This is a genomic window from Lysobacter sp. OAE881, from assembly GCF_040546665.1.
Taxonomy (GTDB): domain Bacteria; phylum Pseudomonadota; class Gammaproteobacteria; order Xanthomonadales; family Xanthomonadaceae; genus Lysobacter_J; species Lysobacter_J soli.
Genome location: NZ_JBEPOG010000001.1, coordinates 2,899,041 through 2,924,823, shown reverse-complemented (window position 1 = coordinate 2,924,823; position 25,783 = coordinate 2,899,041). Strand labels below are relative to the sequence as shown.

At 68.4% G+C, this 25,783-nt stretch carries 21 protein-coding genes, 1 tRNA gene and 2 pseudogenes; 12 read left to right on the top strand and 12 right to left on the bottom strand.

Annotation, left to right across the window (positions count from 1 at the left end; genetic code table 11):
• Nucleotides 1-524 precede the first annotated feature (524 nt).
• Both ABIE51_RS13550 and rnd read right to left on the bottom strand, forming a co-directional pair.
• A tRNA-Ala gene (locus ABIE51_RS13550) sits at nucleotides 525-600 on the bottom strand.
• Between the two features lie 124 nt (nucleotides 601-724).
• Nucleotides 725-1,826 (bottom strand): annotated as a pseudogene (gene rnd, locus ABIE51_RS13545) (ribonuclease D).
• Between the two features lie 176 nt (nucleotides 1,827-2,002).
• On the opposite strand from rnd, the gene ABIE51_RS13540 reads away from it, so the two are divergent.
• Together ABIE51_RS13540 and ABIE51_RS13535 are read left to right on the top strand one after the other, a co-directional pair.
• Nucleotides 2,003-3,799 (top strand): formylglycine-generating enzyme family protein, encoded by a 1,797-nt coding sequence (locus ABIE51_RS13540; RefSeq protein WP_192631706.1) that lies wholly within the window; start codon nucleotides 2,003-2,005, stop codon nucleotides 3,797-3,799.
• A gap of 59 nt (nucleotides 3,800-3,858) precedes the next feature.
• On the top strand, nucleotides 3,859-4,800 hold the full coding sequence (locus ABIE51_RS13535) for a M48 family metallopeptidase (RefSeq protein ID WP_115844512.1): 942 nt from the start codon (nucleotides 3,859-3,861) through the stop codon (nucleotides 4,798-4,800).
• 316 nt (nucleotides 4,801-5,116) lie between these two features.
• On the opposite strand, the gene phaR is transcribed toward ABIE51_RS13535, so the two are convergent.
• From phaR to gluQRS, 3 genes are all read right to left on the bottom strand, one after another.
• The gene (gene phaR / locus ABIE51_RS13530; protein ID WP_115844515.1) at nucleotides 5,117-5,611 is read right to left on the bottom strand and encodes a polyhydroxyalkanoate synthesis repressor PhaR; all 495 of its coding nucleotides are present in this window, start codon (nucleotides 5,609-5,611) and stop codon (nucleotides 5,117-5,119) included.
• Nucleotides 5,612-5,797: 186 nt separating this feature from the next.
• A complete protein-coding gene (gene phbB / locus ABIE51_RS13525; protein WP_115844518.1) occupies nucleotides 5,798-6,538 on the bottom strand; it encodes an acetoacetyl-CoA reductase in 741 nt (246 codons plus the stop codon).
• Between the two features lie 84 nt (nucleotides 6,539-6,622).
• Nucleotides 6,623-7,501, bottom strand: coding sequence for a tRNA glutamyl-Q(34) synthetase GluQRS (gene gluQRS, locus ABIE51_RS13520; RefSeq protein WP_192631705.1), 879 nt, complete (start codon nucleotides 7,499-7,501; stop codon nucleotides 6,623-6,625).
• Nucleotides 7,502-7,620: 119 nt separating this feature from the next.
• Here gluQRS and htpX point away from each other — a divergent pair, with 119 nt between their 5' ends.
• Nucleotides 7,621-8,517, top strand: a complete 897-nt coding sequence (gene htpX / locus ABIE51_RS13515; RefSeq protein ID WP_192631122.1) for a protease HtpX — start codon at nucleotides 7,621-7,623, stop codon at nucleotides 8,515-8,517.
• A gap of 77 nt (nucleotides 8,518-8,594) precedes the next feature.
• On the opposite strand, the gene ABIE51_RS13510 is transcribed toward htpX, so the two are convergent.
• Both ABIE51_RS13510 and epmB read right to left on the bottom strand, forming a co-directional pair.
• Nucleotides 8,595-10,667, bottom strand: a complete 2,073-nt coding sequence (locus ABIE51_RS13510; protein WP_157030624.1) for an EAL domain-containing response regulator — start codon at nucleotides 10,665-10,667, stop codon at nucleotides 8,595-8,597.
• A gap of 169 nt (nucleotides 10,668-10,836) precedes the next feature.
• Nucleotides 10,837-11,862, bottom strand: coding sequence for an EF-P beta-lysylation protein EpmB (gene epmB / locus ABIE51_RS13505; protein ID WP_192631121.1), 1,026 nt, complete (start codon nucleotides 11,860-11,862; stop codon nucleotides 10,837-10,839).
• Between the two features lie 118 nt (nucleotides 11,863-11,980).
• Between epmB and efp the strand changes: the two genes are divergently transcribed.
• The 7 genes from efp (at nucleotide 11,981) to ABIE51_RS13470 (ending at nucleotide 19,202) form a co-directional block, all read left to right on the top strand.
• A complete protein-coding gene (gene efp / locus ABIE51_RS13500; protein WP_115844530.1) occupies nucleotides 11,981-12,547 on the top strand; it encodes an elongation factor P in 567 nt (188 codons plus the stop codon).
• 225 nt (nucleotides 12,548-12,772) lie between these two features.
• Nucleotides 12,773-14,116 (top strand): TRZ/ATZ family hydrolase, encoded by a 1,344-nt coding sequence (locus ABIE51_RS13495; protein WP_192631120.1) that lies wholly within the window; start codon nucleotides 12,773-12,775, stop codon nucleotides 14,114-14,116.
• 63 nt (nucleotides 14,117-14,179) lie between these two features.
• Nucleotides 14,180-14,905: a bifunctional 2-polyprenyl-6-hydroxyphenol methylase/3-demethylubiquinol 3-O-methyltransferase UbiG gene (ubiG, locus tag ABIE51_RS13490; RefSeq protein ID WP_502913304.1), complete on the top strand. Its 726-nt coding sequence runs from the start codon at nucleotides 14,180-14,182 to the stop codon at nucleotides 14,903-14,905.
• Nucleotides 14,905-15,588 (top strand): phosphoglycolate phosphatase, encoded by a 684-nt coding sequence (locus ABIE51_RS13485; RefSeq protein WP_192631119.1) that lies wholly within the window; start codon nucleotides 14,905-14,907, stop codon nucleotides 15,586-15,588. Before ubiG ends, ABIE51_RS13485 begins: the two co-directional genes overlap by 1 nt.
• Nucleotides 15,585-16,295, top strand: a complete 711-nt coding sequence (locus ABIE51_RS13480; protein WP_192631118.1) for a phytoene/squalene synthase family protein — start codon at nucleotides 15,585-15,587, stop codon at nucleotides 16,293-16,295. Before ABIE51_RS13485 ends, ABIE51_RS13480 begins: the two co-directional genes overlap by 4 nt.
• 139 nt (nucleotides 16,296-16,434) lie before the next feature.
• Nucleotides 16,435-17,367, top strand: a complete 933-nt coding sequence (gene folE2, locus ABIE51_RS13475; RefSeq protein WP_354504269.1) for a GTP cyclohydrolase FolE2 — start codon at nucleotides 16,435-16,437, stop codon at nucleotides 17,365-17,367.
• A gap of 143 nt (nucleotides 17,368-17,510) precedes the next feature.
• Entirely contained in the window at nucleotides 17,511-19,202 is a 1,692-nt protein-coding gene (locus ABIE51_RS13470) for a diguanylate cyclase (protein WP_192631116.1), read from the top strand.
• Between the two features lie 421 nt (nucleotides 19,203-19,623).
• Here ABIE51_RS13470 and ABIE51_RS13465 read toward each other — a convergent pair.
• The 3 genes and pseudogenes from ABIE51_RS13465 to yidD form a co-directional block, all read right to left on the bottom strand.
• Nucleotides 19,624-20,461, bottom strand: a pseudogene (locus ABIE51_RS13465) (M23 family metallopeptidase).
• Between the two features lie 35 nt (nucleotides 20,462-20,496).
• A complete protein-coding gene (locus ABIE51_RS13460; RefSeq protein WP_192631115.1) occupies nucleotides 20,497-21,843 on the bottom strand; it encodes a dihydroorotase in 1,347 nt (448 codons plus the stop codon).
• Complete coding sequence (gene yidD / locus ABIE51_RS13455) at nucleotides 21,828-22,076, bottom strand: membrane protein insertion efficiency factor YidD (RefSeq protein ID WP_157030615.1); 249 nt, start codon at nucleotides 22,074-22,076, stop codon at nucleotides 21,828-21,830. The genes ABIE51_RS13460 and yidD overlap by 16 nt, the downstream gene beginning before the upstream one ends.
• A gap of 276 nt (nucleotides 22,077-22,352) precedes the next feature.
• Here yidD and dksA point away from each other — a divergent pair, with 276 nt between their 5' ends.
• Nucleotides 22,353-23,456: an RNA polymerase-binding protein DksA gene (dksA, locus tag ABIE51_RS13450; RefSeq protein WP_192631114.1), complete on the top strand. Its 1,104-nt coding sequence runs from the start codon at nucleotides 22,353-22,355 to the stop codon at nucleotides 23,454-23,456.
• Nucleotides 23,457-23,634: 178 nt separating this feature from the next.
• Nucleotides 23,635-24,093 (top strand): nucleoside deaminase, encoded by a 459-nt coding sequence (locus ABIE51_RS13445; RefSeq protein WP_192631113.1) that lies wholly within the window; start codon nucleotides 23,635-23,637, stop codon nucleotides 24,091-24,093.
• On the opposite strand, the gene ABIE51_RS13440 is transcribed toward ABIE51_RS13445, so the two are convergent.
• Both ABIE51_RS13440 and ABIE51_RS13435 read right to left on the bottom strand, forming a co-directional pair.
• Nucleotides 24,090-24,506, bottom strand: coding sequence for a GNAT family N-acetyltransferase (locus tag ABIE51_RS13440; RefSeq protein ID WP_192631112.1), 417 nt, complete (start codon nucleotides 24,504-24,506; stop codon nucleotides 24,090-24,092). The two genes, ABIE51_RS13445 and ABIE51_RS13440, sit on opposite strands and share 4 nt — an antisense overlap.
• A 7-nt stretch (nucleotides 24,507-24,513) precedes the next feature.
• The gene (locus ABIE51_RS13435) at nucleotides 24,514-25,782 is read right to left on the bottom strand and encodes an MFS transporter (RefSeq protein WP_502913301.1); all 1,269 of its coding nucleotides are present in this window, start codon (nucleotides 25,780-25,782) and stop codon (nucleotides 24,514-24,516) included.
• Between the last annotated feature and the right edge of the window lies 1 nt (nucleotide 25,783).

Here is a 25,783-nt window from a genome sequence, read left to right as displayed (position 1 = left end):
CGTGCGGGCTGATGACCATGGCGAAGTGAGTGGCCAAGTGTGACCGCCGGTGCGTAGCTGCGCGTACAGCGTACCGCGCTGATTCCTTTGAGGTATTCCGTGGTGCCATTGCAATGCTTGTGACTGCCGCGAGGGCAGGAGCGTTGCGCCTTGGCTTGTCCATCCTCGGTCCCTTTTCCTCTCCGGCGGGCCTTATCGGAACCTCCTCTAGGCCCCGGTGACTCGCTCCCAGGGGGAGTCATCTTTCCCCTATTCGCGCCGCAATCGACTCGCCTGACCTGATCTTGCTCTGCCTCGGAACTATGCCGCCAAGGCCCTGAAGACTTGGGCCCAAATTTGCCCAATGCGCACAGAATTTTGTGGATCGGAGGAGATACCAGACCCTACCGCCCAGCTACCGAAACGGCCCAGCGGAATCCGATTCAAGGTGCAAGGAAGTCAGTTAAGGCTAGGGAATCAATGGCTTCAAACGCTAGAAAGCCCCGGAAAGGCAGGCTTTCCGAGGCTTTCAAGGCTGGTGTAAGTGGTGGAGCGGAGGAGGATCGAACTCCCGACCTTCGCATTGCGAACGCGACGCTCTCCCAGCTGAGCTACCGCCCCACGAAGGGCAAATTCTAGCGGGCGAGGCGGCGGCACGCTAGCCCCTGATCCGGCAACGGGCCTCGAAGTCGGCGATCGGCTGCATGGGCCGCCGATTGCTCAGCCCAAAGCAGCGCCGTAGCCGTCAGGACGCCTGCAGCAGCGGGGCCAGTCCCGGCTCGAGCGCGCGGCGTCGCCAGCCGGCGAGCGCTTCGGGGCCACTCGCCCTGGTCCATCAGCACTTCCAGCCAGCGACGCGAGGCGAGCACGCCGTCAGGCAGGCCCAGCTCGGCACTGCGCGCGGCGACGGCGTCCTGCAGCTTCCGAAGGCGCTGCTTGTCACGCTGCTCGGACTGCACGGCGTCGGGCGCGTCTTCCTCGTCGGGCAGCGGTGTGGTCAGCGCCGACCAGAGCGCGTCGGCGAGGCGGCGCGGCGATTTCGGAATCGCATCGAGCGTGCGCTGCAGCCCGGCGCGATCGATCGGCGGCGTACGCGCGAGCGTGACGGCCAGTTCGTTGTCGAGGATCCAGCTGCGCGGGCGATCGTTGTCGCGCGCGTAAACGTCGCGCCAGCGCAGCAGCCGCAACAGGCGCAGCTGCGCGGGCCGATCGAGGAACTGCGCGCTGCGCATCGTCGCGTGCGGCCAGCGCTCGGGCGCTTCGTTCTCGGCGTTCTGCACGGTGCGCGCGGCGTCTTCGGCCAGCCATTCGCGACGATCGAGCTCGCCGAGTTTGCGGTCGAGCTGGTCGTGCATTTCGAACAGGTGGCGCACGTCGTCGGCCGCATATTCCAGTTGCGACGGCGAGAGCGGACGACGCAGCCAGTCCGAACGCGTCTCGCCTTTTGCAAGCGCGATACCGGTGAGCTGTTCGACCAGCTTCTGGTAACCCAGGCCGCCGCCGATGCCCGCCAGCGCTGCCGCAAGCTGCGTGTCGAACAGCGGTTTGGGCACGACCTTGCAGGCGTGCTTGAAGGCGACGAGATCTTCGCTCGGGCTGTGCATGACTTTGACGATCGACTCGTCGGCGAGGATCGGCGTCAACGCCTCCAACATGCCGGGCACGAGCGGATCGATCAGCAGGATGTCCGGTTCGCCGTCCGCATCGCCGATCGCGATCTGCACCAGCGCCAGTTGCGGCCAGTAGGTGCGTTCGCGGATGAATTCGGTGTCCAGGCCGATGCGCGCGGGCTTCGATGCGAAGCGGGCCCGCAATGCGGCGGGGTCGGTGATCCAGGCGACGGGCATGTCAGCGATGCATGGCGAGTGGTCGGCGGTTGCCGGGGCGGGCGACAATAGCCTACTTTCGGGGCTCCCGGCATCGCGGGCCGTGAAGGCCGGGCCCCATTGCTCACCAGCACGATCTGCCCCGGAGGCGAGGAGGACGTTTGCGCGCAGTGCTTTTGGCCGCCTGCATCGCCGCGATGGCAGTGGCGGCAGCATGCTCACGCGATGCGTCCTCGCCGAAGGGCGATGCCGCCGCGGCGCACACGCCCATCGTCACCATCAGCGCCGACCAGGCGGTTTCGCCCGTGCCGCCGTGGCGCGTACCGGCTGTGCAGATCACCGACGAAAATGTCGCCGAACTCAAGGAAAAAGCCGCGCAGGCGCTGTCGCGCGGGCGCCTGTTCGGAACGGCGGAGGACGCCATTCCGCTCTATTACGCGCTGCGCCAGTTCGATCCCGAAGACGCGGCCGCCAACGCGGGTTTCGACCGCTCGCTCAAGCGCCTGGTCGCCAACGGCGACGACGCGCTGAAGCAGCTCGATCGCGATCCGCTATCGCTGCGGCGCGCCCACGAGATCGCCGCTGTCGCGCGCGCCGTCGCGCCGGGCAACGTCGATATCGTCGACTTCCTCGCCCGGCTCGATCGTGCCGACGAAGCACAGGAAGCCAACCGCCTGGGCGAGGACGCGCTAAATGCGGGCCGGCTCGGCGTCGCCGGCGAGCCCGACCAGGCGCTTACGCATTTCCGCGAAGCGCTGGAGTTGCGCCCTGGCGACATGCGCGCCAACCAGGGCATCGCCGCGGTGGAGAGCGCGTTGATCCGCCGCGCCGAGCAGGCGTCGGGTCGCGACGACTACGTCGGCGCCGCGCGTGAACTCGACATCGCCGCGAAAGTGCGCCCACCCGCAACGAGCGTGGAGGACGCGCGCGCGCGCCTGGCGATGCAGCGCATCGTCCGCATCAACGCGCTGCGCGATGCGGGACTTTCAGCGCTCACGCGACAGGGCGGCATCGACGAGGCGCGGCGCCACCTCGCCGTGATGCTGCGCATCGCGCCGGCAGGCGATCCGGCCACGCGCGAGCTTCGCGAGCGCATCGACCTGGCCACGCATTACGGCCTCTTCCGTCCAGGGCAGGTGTTCACCGACGCCATGCAGGGCGCCGTTCGCGGGCCGCAGATGGTGGTCGTTCCCCATGGCGCGTTCCGCATGGGCTCGGAGGAAAACGAGGGCCAGGAATCCGAACGCCCCGCGCGCAACATCCGCTTCGACCGCGGCTTCGCGATGTCGCGGACGGAGATCACGGTCGGCGAGTTCCGCCGCTTCATGCAGGCCACCAAACATCGCGCGCGCGCCAGCCGCCGGGGTTATTCGACCGCCTACGACGAGCGCAGCGGCAACCTCGTACGCCGGGGCAACGTCGACTGGCAGTCGGATTACACCGGCCGCCCCGCGAGCGACGACATGCCGGTGATCCACGTCAGCGCGAAGGACGCGATGGCGTATGCGGAGTGGCTCTCGGCGCAGACGGGCCAGCGCTACCGGCTCCCCAGCGAGGCCGAGTTCGAATACGCGCTGCGCGCCGGCAATCGTGGCCGCTTCCCCTGGGGCGACGGTGCGCCGCCGCCGCGGGCGGGCAACTTCACCGGCGCGCTGGACGTCTCGCCGAGTGGCCGCCGCTGGCGCAATGCGTTCCCCGGTTATGGCGACGGCAACTGGGGCCCGGCGTCCGTGGCAACCTACCGCGCGAACGCCTGGGGGCTGCACGACATGGCCGGCAACGTCAGCGAATGGGTCGCCGACTGCTGGCACGACACGTTCCGCCGCGCGCCGCGAGGCGGCGAGGCCTGGATCAATCCCGGTTGCCGTTCGAGGGTGGTACGGGGCGCCTCGTGGGCCAGCGCGCCGGAAGAACTGCGTTCGGCCTGGCGACAGGGCAGTGACGCCAACAACACGACCGCGCGGATAGGGTTCCGGGTGGTGCGCGACATCTGATCATCGATCCGGTTGCGCGGCGACGACACACTGGCCAGCGATTGAATCAGGAGATGCGGATGAGGACAGACCCCTTCGGCGGTGCGCGGCAGCAGGGCCGGCCCCGGCGCGGCTTCGGCGGGATCCGCTGGTGGATCCTGATCCTGTTCGCCGGATACGCGGCGTGGCAGTGGTTCGGCAATGCCCGCGTGGACCCGTACACGGGCGAGAAGGCCCACTACGGCACGACCGCCGACGAGGAAGTGCAACTGGGGGCGCAGGCGTTCCAGCAGGTGCTGGGCGATGCGAATGCCCAGGGCGCGCTGCTGCCGCCTGACTCGCAGGCGAGCGTGCAGATCCGGCAGATCGCCGAGCGGCTGATCCAACGCGTGCCCGAAGTGACCGCGACCCTCGCCGCGCAGAACCAGCAGCAGACGCCGACGGACCACCAGCAGTTCCAGTGGGACGTCGCAGTGATCCAGTCCGACCAGGCAAACGCGTTCTGCCTGCCCGGCGGAAAGATGGCGGTGTACACCGGGCTGATCCCGATCGCCCAGAATGCCGACGCGATGGCCGTCGTGATGGGGCACGAAATCGCGCACGCGCTGCTGCGACACGGCAGCCAGCGCATGGCGCAGCAGAAGCTGGTGCAGATGGGGCAGATGGCCGCCGGCATGGCCATCGGCGGCATGGACCCGCAACAGCAGCAGGCCGTGATGGCCGCGCTGGGTGCCGGGGCGCAGTACGGCTTCATCCTGCCGTACGGCCGCAACCACGAGACGCAGGCGGACAAGGTCGGACTGATGCTCGCCGCGGCCGCGTGCTACGACCCGCATGCGGCGATCCCGCTATGGGAGCGCATGTCGGAGCTGGGCGGCGGCGAGCGCCCGCCGGAGTTCGCGTCGACGCATCCGGATCCGGCCAATCGCATCCAGGTGCTGCAGTCGTTGATGCCGCAGGCGGAGCAGTTCCGCGCGCAGTTCTGCGGGGCCGGGGCGAAGGCGGCTACGGCGGCGCGGTGAGGGCAGGCGGTTCGAACCGGTTCGCCTTCCGGTTTGCCCGCCATCCGTGCGAGAGCCGGGATTCGGCTGGGGGAGCTGGAAGGAAGATGCCTTGAGCGCCCGCGCATTCAAGGTGGCGGGCGTCAAATGAAGCCGGAGTGGCTGCGGCGGTCAGGCTGAGGGCCTGGGTCCTGGCTTTCGCCGGGATGACGGCTTCGGGCAGGCTTCCCCGAATCCTGAACCCCGAATCCTGAACCCCGAATCCTGAACCCCGAACCCCGAACCCCGAACCCCGAACCCCGAACCCCGAATCGCGAACCCCGAATCGCGAAGGGAGCTAGCGCTTCTGCTCTCCACCCTTCGCCTTGTTCGGCGGCGGGGTGGTGCTCTGGCCGACGTTGCCGGACAGGTTGCGCTGGAACTCGTTCCACATCTGCAGGTTGCGCTCGGTGAGCTGGTTCATCAGCGCCCACGGCGTCTGGCCGAGGATGCCGCCCATCTGGTTGCGGAACTGCTGCTGCTGGTCGAGGAAGACCTGCATCGACCGCTCCAGGTAGCTGCCCATGAAGCCCTGTAGCGAGTCGCCATAGAAGCGGATGATCTGGCTCAGCAGCTGGGTCGACAGGACCGGTTCGCCGTCCTGTTCGTGCTCGGCGATGATCTGCAGCAGCACCTGGCGGGTGAGGTCTTCGCCGCTGCGGGCGTCGCGCACCTCGAATTCCTCGCCGTCGACGATGAGCTGTCGCACGTCCTCGATGGTGATGTAACTCGAAATCTCGGTGTCGTAGAGCCGTCGGTTCGGATACTTCTTGATGACGCGCATCGAGGCCATGGAGCTTCGGCTCTAAATCGTGATGCTTCGCAGCATGGCGCAGCGCGGCGGGGCTTGCAACTGCCGCCGGGCACGGTTGCCGGGCGTCGGTGCGGTGAATGGGGACGGCGCCGTCACGACCGGTAACGCCGGCTGAAACGGGTATCCGTCGGCGCGGACTAGAGCGTCGTCGCCGCGCTCGCGCCGTCACCAGCCCATGTGGTGGCCGCCGTTGATGTCGAGGTTCGAGCCGGTGATCCACGCCGCTTCCTCGGCGACCAGAAATGACACCGCGTACGCGATTTCGTCCGGCGAGCCCAGGCGGCCGGTCGGGATTTCCGCCACGATCTTGGCCCGGACGTCCTCCGGTACCGCCATCACCATGTCCGTGGCGACGTAGCCCGGCGAGACGGTGTTGACCGTGATGCCGAAGCGGGCGTTCTCGCGTGCCAGCGAAATCGTGAAACCGTGCATGCCGGCCTTTGCCGCTGCGTAATTCGCCTGTCCGTACTGGCCCTTCAGGCCGTTGATCGAGCTGATCTGCACGATGCGGCCCCACTTGCGCTCGCGCATGCCCTCGATGACGGGGCGGGTCACGTTGAAGCAGGAATTGAGGTTGGTGCCGATCACCTCGTTCCACTGCATGGGCGTCATGCGGTGGAAGGTGGAGTCGCGCGTGATGCCGGCGTTGTTGACCAGCACCTCGATCGGACCGAGGTCGCGCTCGATGTCGGCCACCAGCGACTGTGCTTCCTCAGGCGATGAAACATCGCCCCGCGCCAGCACCACGTCGACGCCGCGCTCGCGCATCTTCGACTGCCAGGCCAGCGCCCGTCCTTCGTCGCGGTAGTTGGTCGCGACGCGATGGCCCATGGCCGCGAGGCGCTGGACGATCGAACTGCCGATACCGCCGGTACCGCCGGTGACGAGGGCGACGCGAGACTGCATGTGGGATCTCCTGGGCAGGCCCGCACGGCGCGCGGCCTGGATCGATTCTAGAGGCAAGGCTGCGGCCATCGTGCGGGCCGCTCATTACATTTCGTGCGGTCCGGCGTCGTGCCGCGGAATGCGCGTGGGGTTGAACGACGCCACGGCGCGCGCGAGCAGGTCGGCCACGTCGCGCGCGTCGGCCAGCGCATCCGGCGCCTGCCCGAGGCGCGCCCATGCCGCGCGCAGCGTGGCCACCGGCTCGGCCGCATCCACCGGCTGCGCTGCATCGGATTTGGACAGCTTGCGCCCGTCCGGCCCCAGCACCAGCGGCAGGTGCGTGTAACGCGGCGTCGGCAGGCCGAGCGCGCGCTGGAGCAGGATCTGGCGCGGCGTGGAATCCAGCAGGTCGGCACCGCGGACGACGTCGGTGATGCCCTGGTCGGCGTCGTCGACCACGACCGCGAGCTGGTACGCCCAGAAGCCGTCGGCGCGACGGAGCACGAAATCCCCGACCTCGCGCGCCACGTCCTGTTCGATGCGGCCGGCGATCGCGTCGTCGAACGCCACCACGCTGCCATCGTCCACGCGCAGGCGAACCGCGGGATCCGGACGGAGCCGACTCGCGACGCACGCGCGATGCACCCCTGCCACGGTGGCAAGGTCGGTGCGGCTGCAATGGCAGTAAAAGGCGCGACCGTCCTGAAGCAGCCTCTCGAGCGCGGCCTCGTACCGCGTTGAACGCCGGCTCTGCCAGACGATTTCCTCGTCGGATTCGAGCCCGAATGCACGCAGCGTATCGAGCTGCCGACGAGCGGCGCCGGCGACTTCGCGCGGCGGATCAAGATCCTCCACGCGCACCAGCCAGCGGCCGCCGGCGTGGCGCGCCAGCAGCCAGCTGCCGAAGGCGGCGAGCAGGGAGCCGAAATGGAGATCGCCGGTTGGAGAGGGCGCGAAACGGCCGCGGTAGCCCGATGGTGCGATAGGCGCGATCACAAGAGCTCGTCAGGCAAAGGGCTGGTTGCGGATTTCACTTGAATTCAACGGCAGCGTGCCACATTTTTCCTGCATGTCGCGCCCGTGGGGCGCAAAAGGTTCCCATCATGTTCAAGCGTGTATTCCTCTTCCTGGCGACCAACTTCGCGGTCCTGATCCTGCTCAGCATCGTCATGTCGGTGCTCGGCGTGAATCCGCAGCAGTTCTCCGGCCTGCTGGTGATGGCGACGGTGTTCGGCTTCGGCGGTTCGCTGTTCTCGCTGATGATCTCCAAGTGGATGGCCAAGCGCTCCACCGGCGCGCACGTGATCGAACAGCCGCGCAACGAATCCGAGCAGTGGCTGGTCAACACCGTGCGTCGCCAGGCCGAAGCGGCGGGCATCAAGATGCCGGAAGTCGCCATCTACGACGCGCCGGAGATCAACGCCTTCGCCACCGGCCCGAGCCGCAACAACTCGCTGGTCGCCGTCTCCACCGGCCTGCTGCGCGCGATGAACCGCGACGAAGCCGAGGCCGTGCTCGGGCATGAGGTCAGCCACGTCGCCAACGGCGACATGGTGACGATGGCGCTGATCCAGGGCGTGCTGAACACGTTCGTGATCGTGCTGGCGCGCGTCGTCGGCCGCGTCATCGACAGCTATCTCAGCGGCAATCGCGAAGGCGGCCCGGGCCTGGGCTACTTCGCCATCGTATTCGTGCTGGACATGATCTTCGGCCTGTTCGCCAGCATCATCGCGATGTGGTTCTCGCGTCATCGCGAGTTCCGTGCCGATGCCGGCGGTGCGCGCCTGGCCGGACGCGACAAGATGATCGCCGCGCTGCAGCGCCTGTCGATGACCTATGGCGAAAGCACGCTGCCCAAGACGGTGCAGGCGTTCGGCATCAGCGGCGCGGTGGGCCACGGCCTGCGCCGCCTGTTCCTGACCCATCCGCCGCTGGAAGAACGCATCCTCGCGCTGCAGAACGCGCCGATGGAGCAGGTGCGCGGAACGGTCGTGAGCTGATCGCGAAACTGCCGGGTCGATGAAACGAAAAAGCCCGCCGGACGGCGGGCTTTTTACTGCGAGACGTTGCAGATGGATCAGAACTCGTAATCCATCGCCGGCCCCGGCGGCGCGAGGAAGTTGCCCTGCGCGTAGTCGATGCCGGCGCCGAACAGCGCGCTCATGCTGGCCGCGTCCTGCACGAACTCGGCGATGGTGGTCTTGCCCTGTTCGCGCGCCTTTTCGGCGATTTCCTTGAGCCGCGCCTGGTGGGCCGGGTTGCTGCCCAGGTCTTCCATGAAGCTGCGGTCGATCTTGAGCAGGGCGGCGTTGAAGTGCGTCAGCAGCTGGAACGAGTTCAGACCCACGCCGAACTGCTCCAGGCCCACGCGCACGCCGTACTGCGCCACCTGCGCCTGGAATTCCTGCGCCGCGCGCAGGTGCGTGAACACCTTCGATTCGGGCAACTGGAGGACCAGCAGGTTGCCGTCGGCACCGTGCTTGGCGAGCTTCTCCTGGATGAACTGCGCCAGCGTGTTGTCCTGCAGGGAGGCCTGCGTGATCTTCACCAGCACCGTCGTCGGGCGGCCGGCGCGCGAACGCTCGCCGATCACAGAGATCGCCTTGCCGACCACCCATCGGTCGATTTCCCAAAGCAGGCCGTGTTCCTCGGCGATCTGCAGGAAGGCCAGCGGCGGCACGAGTTCGCCGTGTTCGCCCTGCAGGCGCAGGTAGGCCTCGTACATCTCCAGCGGCTCGCCGTGCATGGCGATGAGCGGCTGGTACTCCATGACGAAACGGTCGGCGTCGAGCGCTTCGCGGATGCGTTGCACCCACGCTTCCACGCGCTCTTCCTCGGCGCGATCGGCCGCGCCGGGGTCGAACAGCTCGGTACGGTTTCCGCCCACCCCGCTGGCCGACTGCAGGCATTGGCTCGCCTTGCCGAGGACCGCGGTGATGCTGGCGATCTTCTCGCCGATGAGCACGCCGCCGATGCTGACGGTAGTGCTGACCGAGCGATCCGCAGTTTCCAGCACGTGGTCGGCGAAGGCGACACGCAGCGTCTCGGCGAGGCCGGTGACCCTGCGGTGGTCGGCATTGGGCACGAGTACGGCGAACTGGTGCTCGCCGAATCGCGCCGCGATATGGTCGGCCCCGAGCGCCGTGCGCAGGCGATCTGCCATCGCGGAGACGAGCGCGTCGGCTGCGTCCAGGCCGATGTCCTGCAGCAGGCGGTTGAAGTGGTCCGGTTCGATCAGCAGCAGGCCGTGGTGCGATGCGTTCTGCGCTGCGTCGGCGACGGTGTCTTCCAGCGAGCGCAGGAACGTCGCGCGGTTGAACAGGCCGGTGACCTGGTCGCGCTGGCGCAGCTCCTCGACTTCGCGTGCGAGTTCGGGGTCGACCTCCTGCCGGCGCAGGATCACCTGCAGGCAGTGTTCGCCTTCGTACGTCGCGGGCGTGAATTCCATCACCGCCGGGAAGCCGCTGCCGTCGAGCGCGCGCGCTTCGGTTTCGTGGCGGGGCGGCGCTTCGCCCTTGCTGATCTGCTTGAGCAGCTGCTTGAAACCTTCGACCTTGGACGGGGCGATCAGGTCCAGCAGCGACATGCCTTCGATGTCTTCGAACGACTCGAAGCCGAAGATCTCCAGGTACGCGGGATTGGCGCGGATGTGCATGCCTTCGTGGATGTAGGCGATGGGCTCGCGCGAGGAGTCGATGAGCGCGTCGCAGCGGCGTTCGGTCTCGCGGATCTGCGCTTCCAGGCGGCGCTGCGAACGGCGTGCCTCGAGGTCGGCCCACTCCTGGCGGACCCGCACGTTGACGTGCTCGCCACTGCGGCGAAGCAGGATGCCGCGCGCACCGAGCGTGATCATCTCCATCAGGCGGGAGTCGTCCACGGTGTCCAGCAGCATCAGCACCGGCAGGTCCTTGCCGCTGGCGTCGACCGCCTGCATGACCTTGGTGATCGGGACGAGCGTGGCCTCGCGCGCGGCGAGCACCAGGTCCGGCGTCTGGCTCGCGATGAGCGAGGCCAGTTCGTTCTCGTTTTCCGGTCGCGACGGGCGCACGGCGATACCGCTGTTGCGCAGGCCGCTGACGATGGCCTCGGCTGCCTCGACGCTGTCGTCGACGATCAGCAGGCGCAGCGCCGTGTCTTTACCGAATTGCATTGCGTCACCTCCCCGAACGCAAGTTATGACATGAACGGGAGCGTTCAGTCCATTCACGCAAGTTGGAACTGGGGGATATGACGATTTAGCGACCCGGACGCCTCGAACTTGAGACCGGCGTCGCGCAGGCGCTGTTAACTCGGGCGACGCGGCGCCCCGGGACGCGTCGTCAGAGCGGACGCTTGCCGGTATCGCCGGCGATTTCGCGCACGAGCCTGGGCACCAGGTAGCCGGACACGCGGGCGGCCAGATCGCGGTGCAGGCGTAGCGCGGTGTCGTCGGGAACTTCGAAATGCGCCGCGCCCTGCACGCGGTCGAGCTGGTGCAGGTAGTAGGGCAGCACGCCCGCGGCATGCCCGCGCTCGCTCAACGCAGCCAGGGCATCGACCGAATCGTTGACCCCGCGCAGCAGCACGGCCTGGTTGAGCAGCATCGCGCCGGCGCCGCGAAGGCGGGCGAGCGCCGCGTCGACGTGGGCGTCGAATTCGTTGGCGTGGTTGGCGTGCAGCACGATGGTGACCGGCCAGGGCAGGGAGGCGAGCCAGGCAACGAGTGCATCGTCGACGCGTTCGGGCAGCACGACCGGCAGGCGCGTGTGCACGCGCAGGCGCTTCAGATGCGGGATCGCCGCCAGCGCGTCGGTCAGTTCGGTCAGCTTGGGCGTGGCGAGCGACCACGGGTCGCCACCGGAGAGGATGACTTCGTCGATCGAGGCATCGGCGCCGATCGCGGCCACCGCCTCGCGCCAGCCCGCGGCGGCGGCGGTTTCTTCCGCATAGGGGAAGTGGCGGCGGAAGCAGTAGCGGCAGTGGATGGCGCACGAGCCGGTGGCGATGAGCAGCGCGCGGCCGCGGTATTTCCGGATCACGCCGTGGCCGGCCTTGGCCGCGCCATCGCCGACGGCGTCCAGCGTGAAGCCGGGCATCGGGCGCATCTCGGCATCGAGCGGCAGCACCTGGCGCAGCAGGGGGTCGTGCGGATCGCCGTGGCGCATGCGCGCGACGAACCCGTGCGGCACGCGCAGCGGGAACTGCGCCGCCGCCTCGTCCGACATGCCCAGCCCATCGGCGTCCAGTCCCAGCATCGCCAGCAGTTCGCGCGGGTCGCGCACGGCGTCGCGCCACAGCTGCTGCCAGCGCGGCGAGGCGGCGTGGGAGGGGGCGGGGTGAAGAGGGGCGGGGGCAGCAGGTATCATGGCGGACCGGTTTTCCTTGCGCCGCGGCCATCGGCCGGGCACAACAGCCCGACATTCTAGCCTCCCGCCCACGTCCGGGCGGGGGCGACACCTATTCACCTACGCAGGAGTTCCACTCATGGCCAGCCTGGGCATGAACGACGTCAAGACCGGACAGAAGATCCTGGTCAACAACGACCCGTGCATCATCACCGAAACCGAGTACGTCAAGCCGGGCAAGGGCCAGGCCTTCACGCGCGTGAAGTACCGCAGCATCAAGTCCGGCCGCGTGGTCGAAATGACCATGAAGGCCACCGACAACGTCGAACAGGCCGACGTCGTCGACACCGACATGCAGTACCTCTATTCGGACGGCGAGTACTGGCACTTCATGAACCAGGAGTCGTTCGAGCAGGTGCAGGCCGACAAGGCCGGCATGGGCGGCGCCGAGAAGTGGCTGAAGGGCGAGGAAGAGTGCGTCGTGACGCTGTGGAACGGCACGCCGATCGCCGTGCAGCCGCCGAACTTCGTCGAGCTGAAGATCACCGAGACCGATCCGGGCGTCCGTGGCGACACCTCGGGCGGCGGCGGCAAGCCGGCGACGCTGGAAACCGGCGCCGTGGTCCGCGTGCCGCTGTTCGTCGGCCAGGAAGAAATCATCAAGGTCGACACGCGCTCGGGCGAGTACGTCAGCCGCGTTAAGTGACGATCCGACCCGTGGCCCCTCGCGGCCACGGGTCTGCCAGATCGTCATCCCGGCGAAGGCCGGGATCCAGGCTGTCGCGCGGCCCGAAGGTCCTCTTCCCGCCCGCCGACGCGCTTGCCGCAACATAGGCAAGCGATCCTGGAACGTGCGAGCCGCAACCCGGCTCGCAACACCTCTCCAACCCTTCCCTGCAGGCAGGGGAGGGAGCAGACAAAGCGAGGCCGCATGACCCACGACCGCACCCCCGAAGCCTGCGACCTGTTGATCGAAGCCGGCTGGGTGGTCCCGGTCGTACCGCACGGCGTGGTGCTCGAGGATCACGCCGTGGCCGTGCGCGATGGCGAGATCGTCGCCGTGCTGCCGACCCGCGAGGCACGCGCGCGCTTCGATGCTGCCGAGACCGTGTCGCGTCCCGATGCCGCGCTGATCCCCGGCCTGGTCAACGCGCACACGCACAACCCGATGACGCTGCTGCGCGGCATCGCCGACGACCTGCCGCTGATGGAGTGGCTGCAGGGCCACATCTGGCCGGTGGAAGGCGCGGTGATGGGGCCGGAGTTCATCGAGGACGGCATCGCGCTGGCGATCGCCGAGATGCTCCGCGGCGGCACCACCTGCGCCAACGAGAACTACTTCTTCCCCGACGTGCAGGCCGCCGTCTACAAGCAGCACGGCTTCCGTGCGCGCGTGGGCCTGCCGGTGATCGACTTCCCCACCGCGTGGGCGAAGACGAGCGAGGAATACTTCGAGCGCGCCGGCGAAGTGCACGACCAGTGGCGCGACGATCCGCTGGTCGCCACCACCTTCGCGCCGCATGCGCCGTACACGGTGTCGGACGAGAACTTCGAGCGCATCCGCATGCTGTCGGACCAGCTCGACATCCCCGTGCACCTGCACACGCACGAGACGGCGCATGAAGTGTCCGAATCGCACGCCAAGCTCGGCCAGCGGCCGATTGCGCGGCTGGATCGCCTCGGCCTGATCAACGACCGCCTCATCGCCGTGCACATGACGCAGCTCACCGACGCGGAAATCGCGTTGTGCGCGCAGCGCGGCGTGAGCGTCGTGCATTGCCCCGAATCCAACCTCAAGCTGGCGTCGGGTTTCTGCCCGGTCGGCAAGCTGGTGAAGGCCGGCGTGAACGTCGCCATCGGCACCGACGGCTGCGCGAGCAACAACGACCTGGACATGTTTGGCGAAACGCGCACTGCGGCGCTGCTGGCCAAGGCCGTGGCCGAAGACGCGTCCGCGTTCGATGCCGCGACCGCGCTGCATGCCGCCACGCTTGGCGGCGCGCGCTCGCTCGGTTTCGAGGCGAAGATCGGCTCGATCGAACCGGGCAAGCAGGCCGACCTGGTCTGCGTCGACCTCGGCCAGATCGAAACGCAGCCGTTGCACCACGTCGTCTCGCAGCTGATCTACGCGACCGGCCGCCACCACGTGAGCGATGTGTGGATCGCCGGACGCGCGAAACTGCGCGAACGCATGCTCGTCGACATGGACGCCGCAGCGCTCGTCGCCAACGCACGGCAGTGGCGCGAGCGGATCGCGGCGATCCGGCTGACGTGACGCCAACGACCGCACTGTCCGTCGTTCCCGTGTCCGCGTGAACGACGCACCTGGAGAATTAGTGTGACGACCCAGACTTCCACCGACAGCAACTACACCCAGTCCGAACTCGACAAGTTCGGCGCGCTCGCGCAGCGCTGGTGGGACCCCGAAGGCCCGCAGAAGGCGCTGCACGCGCTCAATCCGGCGCGGCTGGGCTACGTCGCCGCGCGCTCGCCGCTGCGTAGCGCGCGCGTGCTCGACGTCGGCTGCGGCGCGGGCCTGCTCAGCGAAGCGATGGCGCGCGAAGGCGCGCAGGTCACCGCGCTCGATCTCGCGCCGGAACTGGTGAAGGTCGCGCGCCTGCACGGTCTGGAATCGGGCGTGAAGGTCGATTACCGCCTGCAATCGGTCGAGTCGCTCGCCGACGAAATGGCCGGCCAGTTCGATGCGATCACCTGCATGGAGATGCTCGAGCACGTGCCCGATCCGGGTTCGATCATCCGTGCGTGCGCGACGCTTCTGCGCCCGGGCGGAAAGCTGTTCCTGTCGACGTTGAACCGCACGCCGGCGGCGTTTGCGCTGGCCATCGTGGGCGCCGAATACATCGCCCGCCTGCTGCCGCGCGGCACGCATCAGTACCGCGACTTCATCAAGCCGCACGAGCTGGGCGCGTGGCTGCGTGCCTCTGGCCTGGCGCTGGAAGACGTCAGCGGCCTGATGTACGAACCGTGGCGCAACGCGGCGCGCGTCATCTCGCGTACCGACGTGAACTACCTCGCCTGCGCGTCGAAGCCGGACGCCGCCTGATGGCAGCCGACGCGGTGGCATATCCGAAGGCCGTGCTGTTCGACCTCGACGGGACGCTGCTCGACAGCGCGCCCGACATGGTCGCGGCGATCGACGCGATGCGCGCCGCCCGTGGCCAGCCGCCGATGCCGCTGGAACAACTGCGCCCACACGTGTCCAAGGGCGCGCGCGCGATGGTCGCGGCGGCCTTCCCCGACGTTCCCGACGACGAACGCGAGCGCTGGATTCCCGAATTCCTCGACTGTTACCAGCGTGCGCTGGGCCATCACGGCATGCTGTTCGAGGGTGTCGACGCAATGCTCGAAGCGCTGGAAAACGCCGGCTGCACATGGGGCATCGTCACCAACAAGCCGGAGTACCTCGCGCGCCAGCTGATGCCCGTGCTGGGCTGGGAGCAGCGTTGCGCGGTGCTGATCGGCGGCGACTCGCTGAGCGCGCGCAAACCCGATCCGCTGCCGCTGATCGTCGCGGCCGAGCGCATCGGCGTGGCGCCGGAGCAGTGCGTTTACGTCGGCGACGACGAGCGCGACATCATCGCCGCGCGCGCCGCGGGCATGCCGTCGGTGGTCGCGCTGTGGGGGTATCGCCTCGACGAGGACAACCCGATCGCCTGGCAGGGCGACGTCATGATCGACGTGCCGTCGCAGCTCATCGCCGCCGACGCGTGGCCGGGCACGCGATGAGCGACGCCGCACCCTCGCGCGACGAAGCGCTCGACAGCTTCCTCGACAAGTGGCGCGCGCGGTGGCCGGAATGGGCCGTTGCGCAGGCGTTCGTGCCGCCTGAGCAGCGCGAGGTCGCGCTCGCATGGGCCGCCCTGCAGCAGGAACTGACCGAAGCCGCCTGGGGCGGCAGCGATGCGCGACCGGGCGAAGCGAAGCTCGCGTGGTGGATGGAAGAACTGCAGGGCTGGTCACGCGGCATTCGTCGTCACCCGATTGGCCTGGCCTTGCAGAAGCTTCCGGCGCCATGGACCACGCTGGGCGCGGCCATTCCGTCGCTGCGCGAGAGCCGCGAACGTCCGCGCGATCGCGACGAGGCCTTCGCCGCGATCGCGCCGTTCGCCCAGGCGGTGGCGGACATCGAAACGGCGTTGTTCGATGCGACGCCAACAAGCGTCTCGGTCGTGCAGGCCGGGCTGCTGCAGGCGCGGCTCGCACATACGAATGAGGCGGCGGTGCCGATGAGCGTGATCGCCCGGGCAGGCGAGGGCGCTACGACGCACGCCTGGGCCGCCGAGTTGCTCGCGCACTGGCCGCGTGGCGATGCCGGCCGTCCGCGCCGCGTATGGAATGCGCTCGCCCGGCAGCGCCTGCTACGCGGCGATGCCTCCCGGCCGCTGCCGCCCTGGTCGGCGCTGTGGACCGCCTGGCGCGGGGCGCGTGCGTGAACGCCATGTCGGGGCTATCGCCGCGATAGGCGCGGCGACGCCTCGAAACTGACTGTTGCAACGTGTCCGGCCGACCGTCCGGATGCGGCCGCTACAATGGCCCGGCTTGCGCTCCCCTGCGCCAACCATCTCGTCCGCCGTGACCACGACTTCCACCACTCCGCGCCGTCTTCCCGATGTCGCCTTCGACGCCGCCGCCGCGGCGCGACCGCTCGACTGGGTCGGCATGTCCAACATCGCCCTGCCGCTCCGCGTGGCCGGGCCCGATGGCGAGGCGATCACCGTCGCCGCCTCGGTCGACGTCAGTGTCGACCTGAAGGACGCCAACGCCCGCGGCATCCACATGTCGCGCATGTACCTGCAACTGCAGAACGCCTTCGCCAGCGAGACCGTGACGCCCGCCGGCCTGCGCCGCGTGCTGCAGACGCTGGTGGAGACGCAGGGCGGGATTTCCACCTCTGCCCGCCTCGTGCTGCGCTACGAACAACTGCTGCTGCGCCGCGCGCTCGCCAGCGACAACGCCGGGTGGAAGCGCTATCCGGTCGAGATCGACGCCACCCTGCGCGACGGCCACCTGCACCTGGCATTGGCGTTTTCGGTCGAGTACTCCAGCACCTGTCCGGCCTCGGCGGCGCTCTCGCGCCAACTCAACGCCGAACGCTTCGCCGAGGATTTCGCCGCCGCGCGCCCGCTGTCGGCGGCGGTGGTGAGCGAATGGCTCGCGTCCGAGCGCGGCCTTGCCGCGACGCCCCACGCCCAGCGCAGCCGCGCCGACGTGCGCGTCGAACTGCGCCCGGCCTTCGACGAAGTGCCGCTGGCGGCTTTGATCGACGCCCTCGAAACCGCACTCGCCACGCCGGTACAGACGGCCGTCAAGCGCGAGGACGAGCAGGCCTTCGCGCGTCTCAACGCCGAGAACCTGATGTTCTGCGAGGACGCCGCCCGTCGCGTCGCTGCCGTCCTGTCGGCCGATGCGCGCATCGAGCGCTTCGACGCCCAGGTCTCGCATTTCGAAAGCCTCCACGCCCACGACGCCGTGGCACGGGTGACCGGGCAGGGCGCCAGCGCCTGACCTTTCGGGGCACCGCCGGCCCCGGCGGCGCTGCCCTTCGTCGGACGATTCCGCGACCGTCGTCTCATTACGCTATGCTCCCCGACCTTGCTCGGGGACCTAGACGGGTTATGGGGAAACCCTTTCGTCGGTGGTGGCTGGCCATGATGGCCGCGTTCGGCATGCTGGTGGCGACGTCCGCGTCGGCGCAGATCTTCGACGTGTCCCGTCTCGATGACGACCCCGTCCCGCTGGAAGTGCTCTCGGGTCGGCACCAGACCGACTTCGCGAGCGTCGAAGGGCAGGCCATCCACGAGACCTCCCGACGCCCGCGCTGGTGGCGGCTGACCGCCCGGCAAGCCGTCCAGCCCGCCGATTCGCCGAACCTGGTGCTGCGTTTTCCGTATCTCAACCGGGTGGAAGTCTGGCGTCCCGGCGACGCCATTCCCCTGCGGCGGGCACTGGTCGGCGCTGATTCCGACCCCGAGTTCTCCACGCGCGCCCTCGTCATCCCGCTCCCGCAGGGGCTGGCGACCGGCGAATCGATCTACCTCCGTGTGAGCGCGTTGTCGCCGACGGCGATGTCGGTCGATGTCGAACCGCTCGCCGCCGTGCATCGACAGGACCTGCGGCACGTCGCGCTGCGCACCTTCGTGCTGGGCACGCTCGTCGTGCTCGCGCTGCTGGCGGTGGGCTTCTGGGTGGGTATCGGCGAGCGGACGTACGCCTACCTGTCGCTGACGCTCGCCGCACAGGCGTTCTACCTCGCCTCGGTCGGTGGCGAAGTGCGCGCCGTGCCCTGGCTCGCGGAGCTGATCGGCGCCGATCCGCGCGTCGGTCGCATGTTCGGCCTGCTGGGCGTGGTGGCGAGCAACAGCTTCGTCGCGCTCTATCTCAACCTGCCCGAGCGCCACCCACGCTTCATGCGCGTGCTGCACGGCTGCAACGCCGCGCTGCTGGTGTTGCTGCTGGCCAACCTCGGTACCGTCGCGAACTGGCTGCCGTGGGTGGCGAACTCGGTGTTCCTGGTGTCGGCCGTGACCACCTTCGCCGCCAGCGTAGTCGCTGCCTGGGAACGTCAGCGCGAGGCGTACTTCATGGCGCTCTCGTGGGCGCCGATGATCGTGCTCGTGCTGCTTCGACTCGGCGAACTGCTCGGCGGCTGGCGCAATCCCGAGTGGATGGAATACGCGTTCCCGATCGGCCTTGCGATGGGCGGCCTCGTGCTCACCATCGGCCTGACCGACCACATGCACCAGATGCGTCGCGACCGCGATCACGCGAGTCGCCTGGCGACCTACGACGCGCTGACGGGAGCGCTGACGCGTTCGGCGATCAACGAACGACTGGAAGCGCTCGCCGAGGCGGCGCATCGCGGACGCCGGCCGCTGTCGGTGGTGTTCTTCGACATCGATTTCTTCAAGCGCATCAACGACGCGCACGGCCATCGCGTGGGCGATCAGACGCTGCGGATCGTCGCGCTGCGAACGCGCAACCGACTGCGCACGTACGACCTGTTCGGACGTTACGGTGGCGACGAGGTTCTGGTCGTCCTGCCCGACACGCAGCTTCGCGAAGCGCTGTGCGTGGCGGAGAACCTGCGCGCCGCGGTGAACTGCCGGCCGCTGTCCATCGAGAACCGCCTGTTCAACACGACGCTGAGCCTGGGCGTGGCCGAACTGCATTACGGCGAGACGGTCGAGAAACTGCTGGAACGCGCCGACGCGGCGTTGTACGCGAGCAAGGCTGCCGGCCGCGACCGCGTGACCGGCTACACAGCGTCGCGACTGCGCACGACCGCCGCCACGCCGGTGTCGAATACCGCGAACTCGCATGGGACGAGCACGGTGACGTAAGACGCGTCGCCTTGGCGTCGCTGAAGGCGACGTTTTTGCCCGTCATTCCCGCGAAGGCGGGAATCCAAGGACGTCGACTGGCGTGACATCTGGTGCAGAAGCACGAGCGCCCGACCACCGACAGCGTTGTGACGTCGGCACTTTCTGCGTCGCCGATGGGGGAGGGCTAACGAGCGTTTACTGCTTGCGCTCCAGAACCAGCAACGGATCGACACGCACATCGAACCGCGCCGCGATGCACTGCAGTTGCCGCTGAAAAGAACGCGCCGCAGCGCGCCACAGAGGGGAACAACGGGCTTTTACTGCGTGCGCTCCAGAACCAGCAACGGATCGACACGCACATCGAACCGCGCCGCGATGCACTGCAGTTGCCGCTGAAAAGAACGCGCCGCAGCGCGCCATAGAGGTGAACAACGGGCTTTTACTGCGTGCGCTCCAGAACCAGCAACGGATCGACACGCACATCGAACCAGTTCATCCCCCAGTGCAGATGCGGCCCCGTCGCGCGCCCGGTCGCGCCGACTGCGCCGATCACCTGTCCCTGCTGCACGCGATCGCCCACCTTCACGTCGATGCGCGACAGGTGCAGGAAATTTCGAACTCACGCCATGGCCGTGGTCGAGCAGCAGCGTGCCGCCGGTGAGGTACAGATCCGGCGCGGCGAAGGTGACCACGCCCGATGCCGGAGCGAGCACGGGCGTGCCCGTCGGCGCGGCGATGTCCATGCCGGAATGCGGCGATTTCGGCGTGCCGTTGTAGACGCGCTGGTTGCCGAAGCGTCCGCTGATGCGGCCCTTCACCGGCCAGACGAAGGCCTGCGCGAAGTCCGCGCGATCGTCGTCGCGTGCACGCGCGGCGGTGACCTGCGCCTGCTCGCGCTCGATGCGTGCGGCGATTTCCGGCGGCGGCTCGACCGTCTTCGGCGGCACGCCGCGGACGTTCTCGACCGGCCAGTCGCGCGGCGTGACGGCGATGCGCGCGGTCTGCGTGCGGCCGTCGGCAGTGGTGACATCGACGCTGACCGGTCCTGTCTCATCGCGGCCGATGCCGAACACGACCGTGCCGTAGTTCGTCGGACGCAACACGCGCGCGTCGTAACGCACGGTCGCATTGGCCGGCACCTTGCCGAGTACCAGCGAGCCTTGCTGGACGGACGTCGGGAACACCACGCGCGTGTCGACGCTCGCCGCCGCGGTCGCCTGTGCGACGCTCGGTGCGACAGGTGCCACGGGTGCAGCGGAACAACCCGTCGACGCCATCGCCAGCAGCGACAGCGCGACGCCTCGCGCAAACCTCATCGATCGAACGCCAGCCGCTCGCCGCGCGGCTGGCCGACCAGCTGCCGGCCGTCCCATGCGAGTTCGCCGTTGACCCACGTCGAGGCGATGCGCGAACGGAAGGTCGTGCCTTCGAACGGCGACCAGCCGCACTTGGACAGCACGTCCTCGCGCTGCACGGTGAACGACGTGTCGTCGATCAGCACGAGATCGGCCGCATAACCCTCGCGAAGGAAGCCGCGGCCCTTCACGTCGAACAGCTGCGCCGGCGCGTGCGCGAATTTCTGCACGACCTGCGACGTGGTGAGGCGGCCTTCGTGCACCAGTTCGAGCGCGGCGACCAGCGCGTACTGCACCAGCGGCAGGCCGCTGGGCGCACCGGTGTACGGACGCGCCTTTTCTTCCAGCGTGTGCGGCGCGTGGTCGGTCGCGAGCACGTCGATCACGTCCTCGGTCAGTGCCTGGATCAGCGCTTCGCGATCGCTCGCATCCTTGATCGCCGGATTGCACTTGATCAGGTGGCCCAGACGCGCGTAATCAGCGCGGTCGAAGCGCAGGAAATGGATGCAGGTTTCGGCCGTGATGCGCTTGCGGCTGCCGTCGGCGCGGATCATCGGGCCCTTTTCGAACAGCGCCAGTTCGTCGGCCGTGCTGATGTGCAGCACGTGCAGGCGCGTGTCGTGCTTGCGCGCCAGCGAAAGCGCGAGCTGCGTCGACTTCATGCACGCTTCGCGCGAGCGGATGTCGGGATGGCACGCGGGTGGGATGTCGTCGCCGTACTTCGCCTTGTAGCGGGCGAGTTCGGCGTCGATCATCGGCGTGTCTTCGCAATGCGTGATGATCGGCGTGGGCGCGTCGCGGAAGATGCTGTCGAGGATTTCCGGATTGTCGACCAGCATGTTGCCGGTGGAGGCGCCCATGAACACCTTGATGCCCGGCGCGGCGAGCGGATCCAGCGCCTGGATCGCGGCGAGGTTGTCGTTGCTCGCACCCATGTAGAAGCCGTAGTTGCCCCACGCGCGGCCCGCGGCGCGACGGTACTTGTTCTCCAGCGCTTCGGCGTCGAGCGTCGGCGGATTGGTGTTGGGCATGTCCATGAAGGACGTCAGCCCGCCGGCGACCGCGGCGGCCGATTCGGTCGCGATGTCGGCCTTGTATTCCATGCCCGGCTCACGGAAATGAACCTGGTCGTCGATCATCCCCGGCAGCAGGCGACGGCCACCGGCGTCGATCACCGATTCGTTCGCGCGCGCCGACAGGCCTGTGCCGATCTGGGCGATACGTCCGTCCTCGAAGCGCAGGTCGCCGTCGAATTCGCGGCCTTCGTTGACCAGGCGGGCGTTGACGATCAGTGTCGATGGCATGTGGTTTTCCCGGAGGGTGGTTCCGGCACGGGATCGATCCCGCCCGGGTGAAGGGGATGGCAACGCAGGATGCGCCGCAGCGCCAGCCAGCTGCCCTTGAACGCGCCGAAACGGGCGATGGCCTGCATGGCGTATTCCGAGCACGTCGGATGGAAACGGCAGCGCGGGCCAAGCAGCGGACTGATCCAGCGCTTGTAGCCTCGCAGCAGCACGATGAGCAGACGGTCGATCACGGTTCCTTAATGCGGACAGGCATCTGAATATGCGGTTGCCGCAGGTGCCGGGGCAGGGTATAACAGCGCGCTTTCCCGTCACAAGGCTCCAGTTTTCGGTCGATCTCCGGGTCGTCCGACCTTCGCGGAACCAGCACGATCGAGGCTCCGCGGACGGTGTCCGGCACATGCATGCGATGTCATGCTGCGCGGACACGAAGTGGGGCATGCTGTGCTCCACACCGCCTTCGGACCCGTCGTCCGGAGGTCCTCAGGGATCAGAAGGACACGTCGCTCGTGGCAGTGAAAAAAACCGCGAAGAAGGCCGCCAAGGCCGTCAAGAAGACCGTCAAGCCGGCCGCCAAGAAGGCCGCGTCCAGCAAACCCGCAGCGAAGAAGACCGCGGTGAAGAAGCCGGCCGCGAAGAAGGCTGCGCCCGCCAAGAAGCCGGTGGCCAAGAAGGCCGCTCCGGTAAAGAAGACTCCCGCCACCAAGCCTGTCGCCAAGAAGGCTGCGGCGGCGAAGAAGGCACCGGCCAAGCCGGCCGCCAGCACGAAGAAGCCCGTCGTCGCCAAGAAGGCGGCACCGGCGCCCAAGCCGGTCGCCAAGCAGGCTCCGGCGCCCGCCAAGAAGGCCGCTCCCCCGGTGAAGTCCACGCCGGCGAAGGCCGCCCCCCAGGAAGGCAAGCCCACGGCTGCGAAGCCGGAGAGCAAGCCCGTCGTCAAGAAACCCGCAGCAGCGCGCCCGGCCGTCGAATCCCCGACGGCGAAACCGGTCGCCAGCAAGCCAGAAGTCGCAAAGAATCCAGTGACGCAACCCGTATCCAACAAGGCGCCTGCAACCAAAGCGGCGGCCGCAAGCAATCCCGCGACCAAGACCGCTCCGCGCCCGGCCGGCAAGGTGGCCGTGGCCGTCGTCGCAAAGCCGCAGGCTCCCGCGCCGAAAGGCAAGGTCAAAGTCGTGCCGTACCAGACAGATGAGGCCACTGGCCGCCCGATCGTCCCGCAGGGCTACAAGCCCACGGTCGACGAGGAATACATGAACCCGCTCCAGCTCGAGTACTTCCGCCAGCGCCTGCTGGGCTGGCGTACCGACCTGGTCGAGGAATCCAAGCAGACCATCGAGAACCTCAAGGACGAAGTCCGCGACGTCGGTGATGAAGCCGAGCGCGCCACCCGCGAGACCGAAAACTCGCTGGAACTGCGCACCCGCGATCGCTACCGCAAGCTGATCAGCAAGATCGACAGCACGCTCAAGCGCGTGGACTCGGGTGACTACGGTTACTGCGTCGACACGGGCGAGGAAATCGGCCTGGAGCGCCTGGAAGCGCGCCTCACCGCCGAACGCACCATCGACGCGCAGGAGCGCTGGGAGCACCTGCAGAAGCAGATGGGCGACTGATCCACCGCTCCCCGCTTCGATGCGACACGAAAGACCCGGCCTCGCGCCGGGTTTTTCTTTTCCACCTCCGGTTCGAACTGCCGGATCGAAGCGGCGATGCGGCCCGATCCGGTCCATGCGCGAGCATCGCGCGCGATGCATGCTGGCCCCGCCACCACGCAGCCTTCCGGAGCCTGCCATGCCCGAACCCATCGACTTCATGCGTGAGGCCCTCGCGCTGGCGCGTGCGAACGTCGCCGAAGGCGGTCGCCCGTTCGGCGCGGTGCTGGTGCGCGATGGAAAGGTGCTCGCGCGCGCGGCCAATCGGATCCATGCGACGAACGATCCCACCGCGCATGCGGAACTGCTGGCGATTCGAGAAGCCGCACAGCGTTCGGGCTCGCCGCGGCTGGACGACGCCGTCGTCTACGCCAGCGGCCACCCGTGCCCGATGTGCCTGGCCGCGATGCACCTGTGCGGCGTGACGCGCGCGTGCTACGCGTATTCGAACGAGGACGGCGAGCCGTTCGGCCTGTCCACGGCGGCTGTGTATGCGCAGATGGCGTTGCCGCCGGCGCGGCAGACGCTCGCGGTCGAGCCGCTGCGACCGCACGGCGAGGGCGGGCTGTACGAGGCGTGGAGCGCCGCGCGCGGTTAGCGCGCCGACAGCCGCTTGCGCATGAAGATGCGCTCGTGCGTGTCCGGGTATCCGTCGAGCACCGCGAAGCGCTCGTAGCCATGGCGTCGATAGAACGCCTCGGCCTGCCAGTCGAACGTGTCCAGCCGCGCCGAATGCGCGCCGATTTCGATCGCGCGCCGCTCGCAGGCGTGCAGCAGCGCCGCGCCGTGGCCTTGCGATCGGACATCCTCGCGCAGCCACAGCACGTGGATTTCGAGCCAGCCGAGCAGCACTTCGCCGACGATGCCGCCGATCAGCTCGCCGTCGTCGTCCTTCGCCGCCAGATGGATCGGCGTGCTTTCGATCTCGCCGACCGCGGCGCGGTTGAACGCCTGCAGGCCGACGCAGATGCGCTGCGTTTGCACCACGGTGGCATCGGCGATCGTGGACACGCGGATGTCAGTGCAGGTCGCGCAGGTCGAGCCGGCGCAGCTTCGGCGCGAGTTTCGCCGTGGCGCCGACCACCGCCAGCGTCATGCAGCCGCCGAAGATCAGCGACGGCACCAGGCCCATCAGCCGCGCGGCGACGCCCGACTCGAACGCGCCAAGCTCGTTCGACGAACCGATGAAGATGCCGTTGATCGACGACACGCGACCGCGCAGGTGGTCGGGCGTGGCGAGCTGGAGGATCGTCGAGCGCAGCACCACCGACACGCCGTCGCACATGCCCGACAGCATCAGCATCAGCGCCGAGACCCACAGCTCGCGAGACAACGCGAAGCCGATGATGCTCAGCCCGAAACCCGCCACCGCGATGAGCAGGATGCGTCCGGCGTGGCGCTGCAACGGGCGGCGCGCGAGGTACACGCCCATCAGCACCGCGCCGACGGCCGGCGCGGCGCGCAGCAGGCCCAGCGCTTCGGGTCCGTAATGCAGGATTTCGCTGATGAACGCCGGCAGCAGCGCGACCGCGCCGCCGAACAGCACCGAGAACATGTCCAGCGCCTGCGCGCCCAGCACGACCTGCGTCCTGAAGACGAAGTTCAGGCCCTCACCGATGCTCTTGAAGATCGGCGCGCGTTCGGCCGGAAGCGGCGGTTCGGTCACGCGGATCGTGACCACCGCGATCGATGCCGCCGCCGCGAACGCCGCCGCGACCAGGTACGCCGCGCTCTTTCCGCCCCATGCGACCAGCAGGCCGCCAGCCGCGGGTCCGAGCACCAGGCCCGACTGCATCACCACACTGCTCACTCCCGCGCCGCGCACGAACTGCTCGCGTTTGAGCACGCGCGCGAACAGCGACATGTACACCGGCGCCAGGAACGCGCGCACCACGCCGTTCACCGCGATAGCCGCATAGATGGTCAGCGTGCCGAACGACGACGTGCCCGCCGGCAGCACGCCGGACGCGACGCCGGCGAGCGTCAGCGTCGTCAGCAGCAAGCCGAGGCACGCCGCCATGCCGAGCTTGCGGCGGGGCAGGTGATCCACCGCGTAGCCGGCGAACAACGCGAAGCAGAAGTAGGGAATGACTTCGGCCAGGCCGATCAGGCCGAGCGCGAACGCGTCGCGCGTGAGTTCGTAGACGTGCCAGCCGACGGTCACCGCGACGATCTGGTACGACAGCATCGCCAGCAGGCGATATGTCATCAGGCCGGTGAAGCCGCGGTTCCTCAGCAGGTCGCCGATTCCCGGAATGGGGGCGTCGGCGGGTGCGGCTTCGCTCACC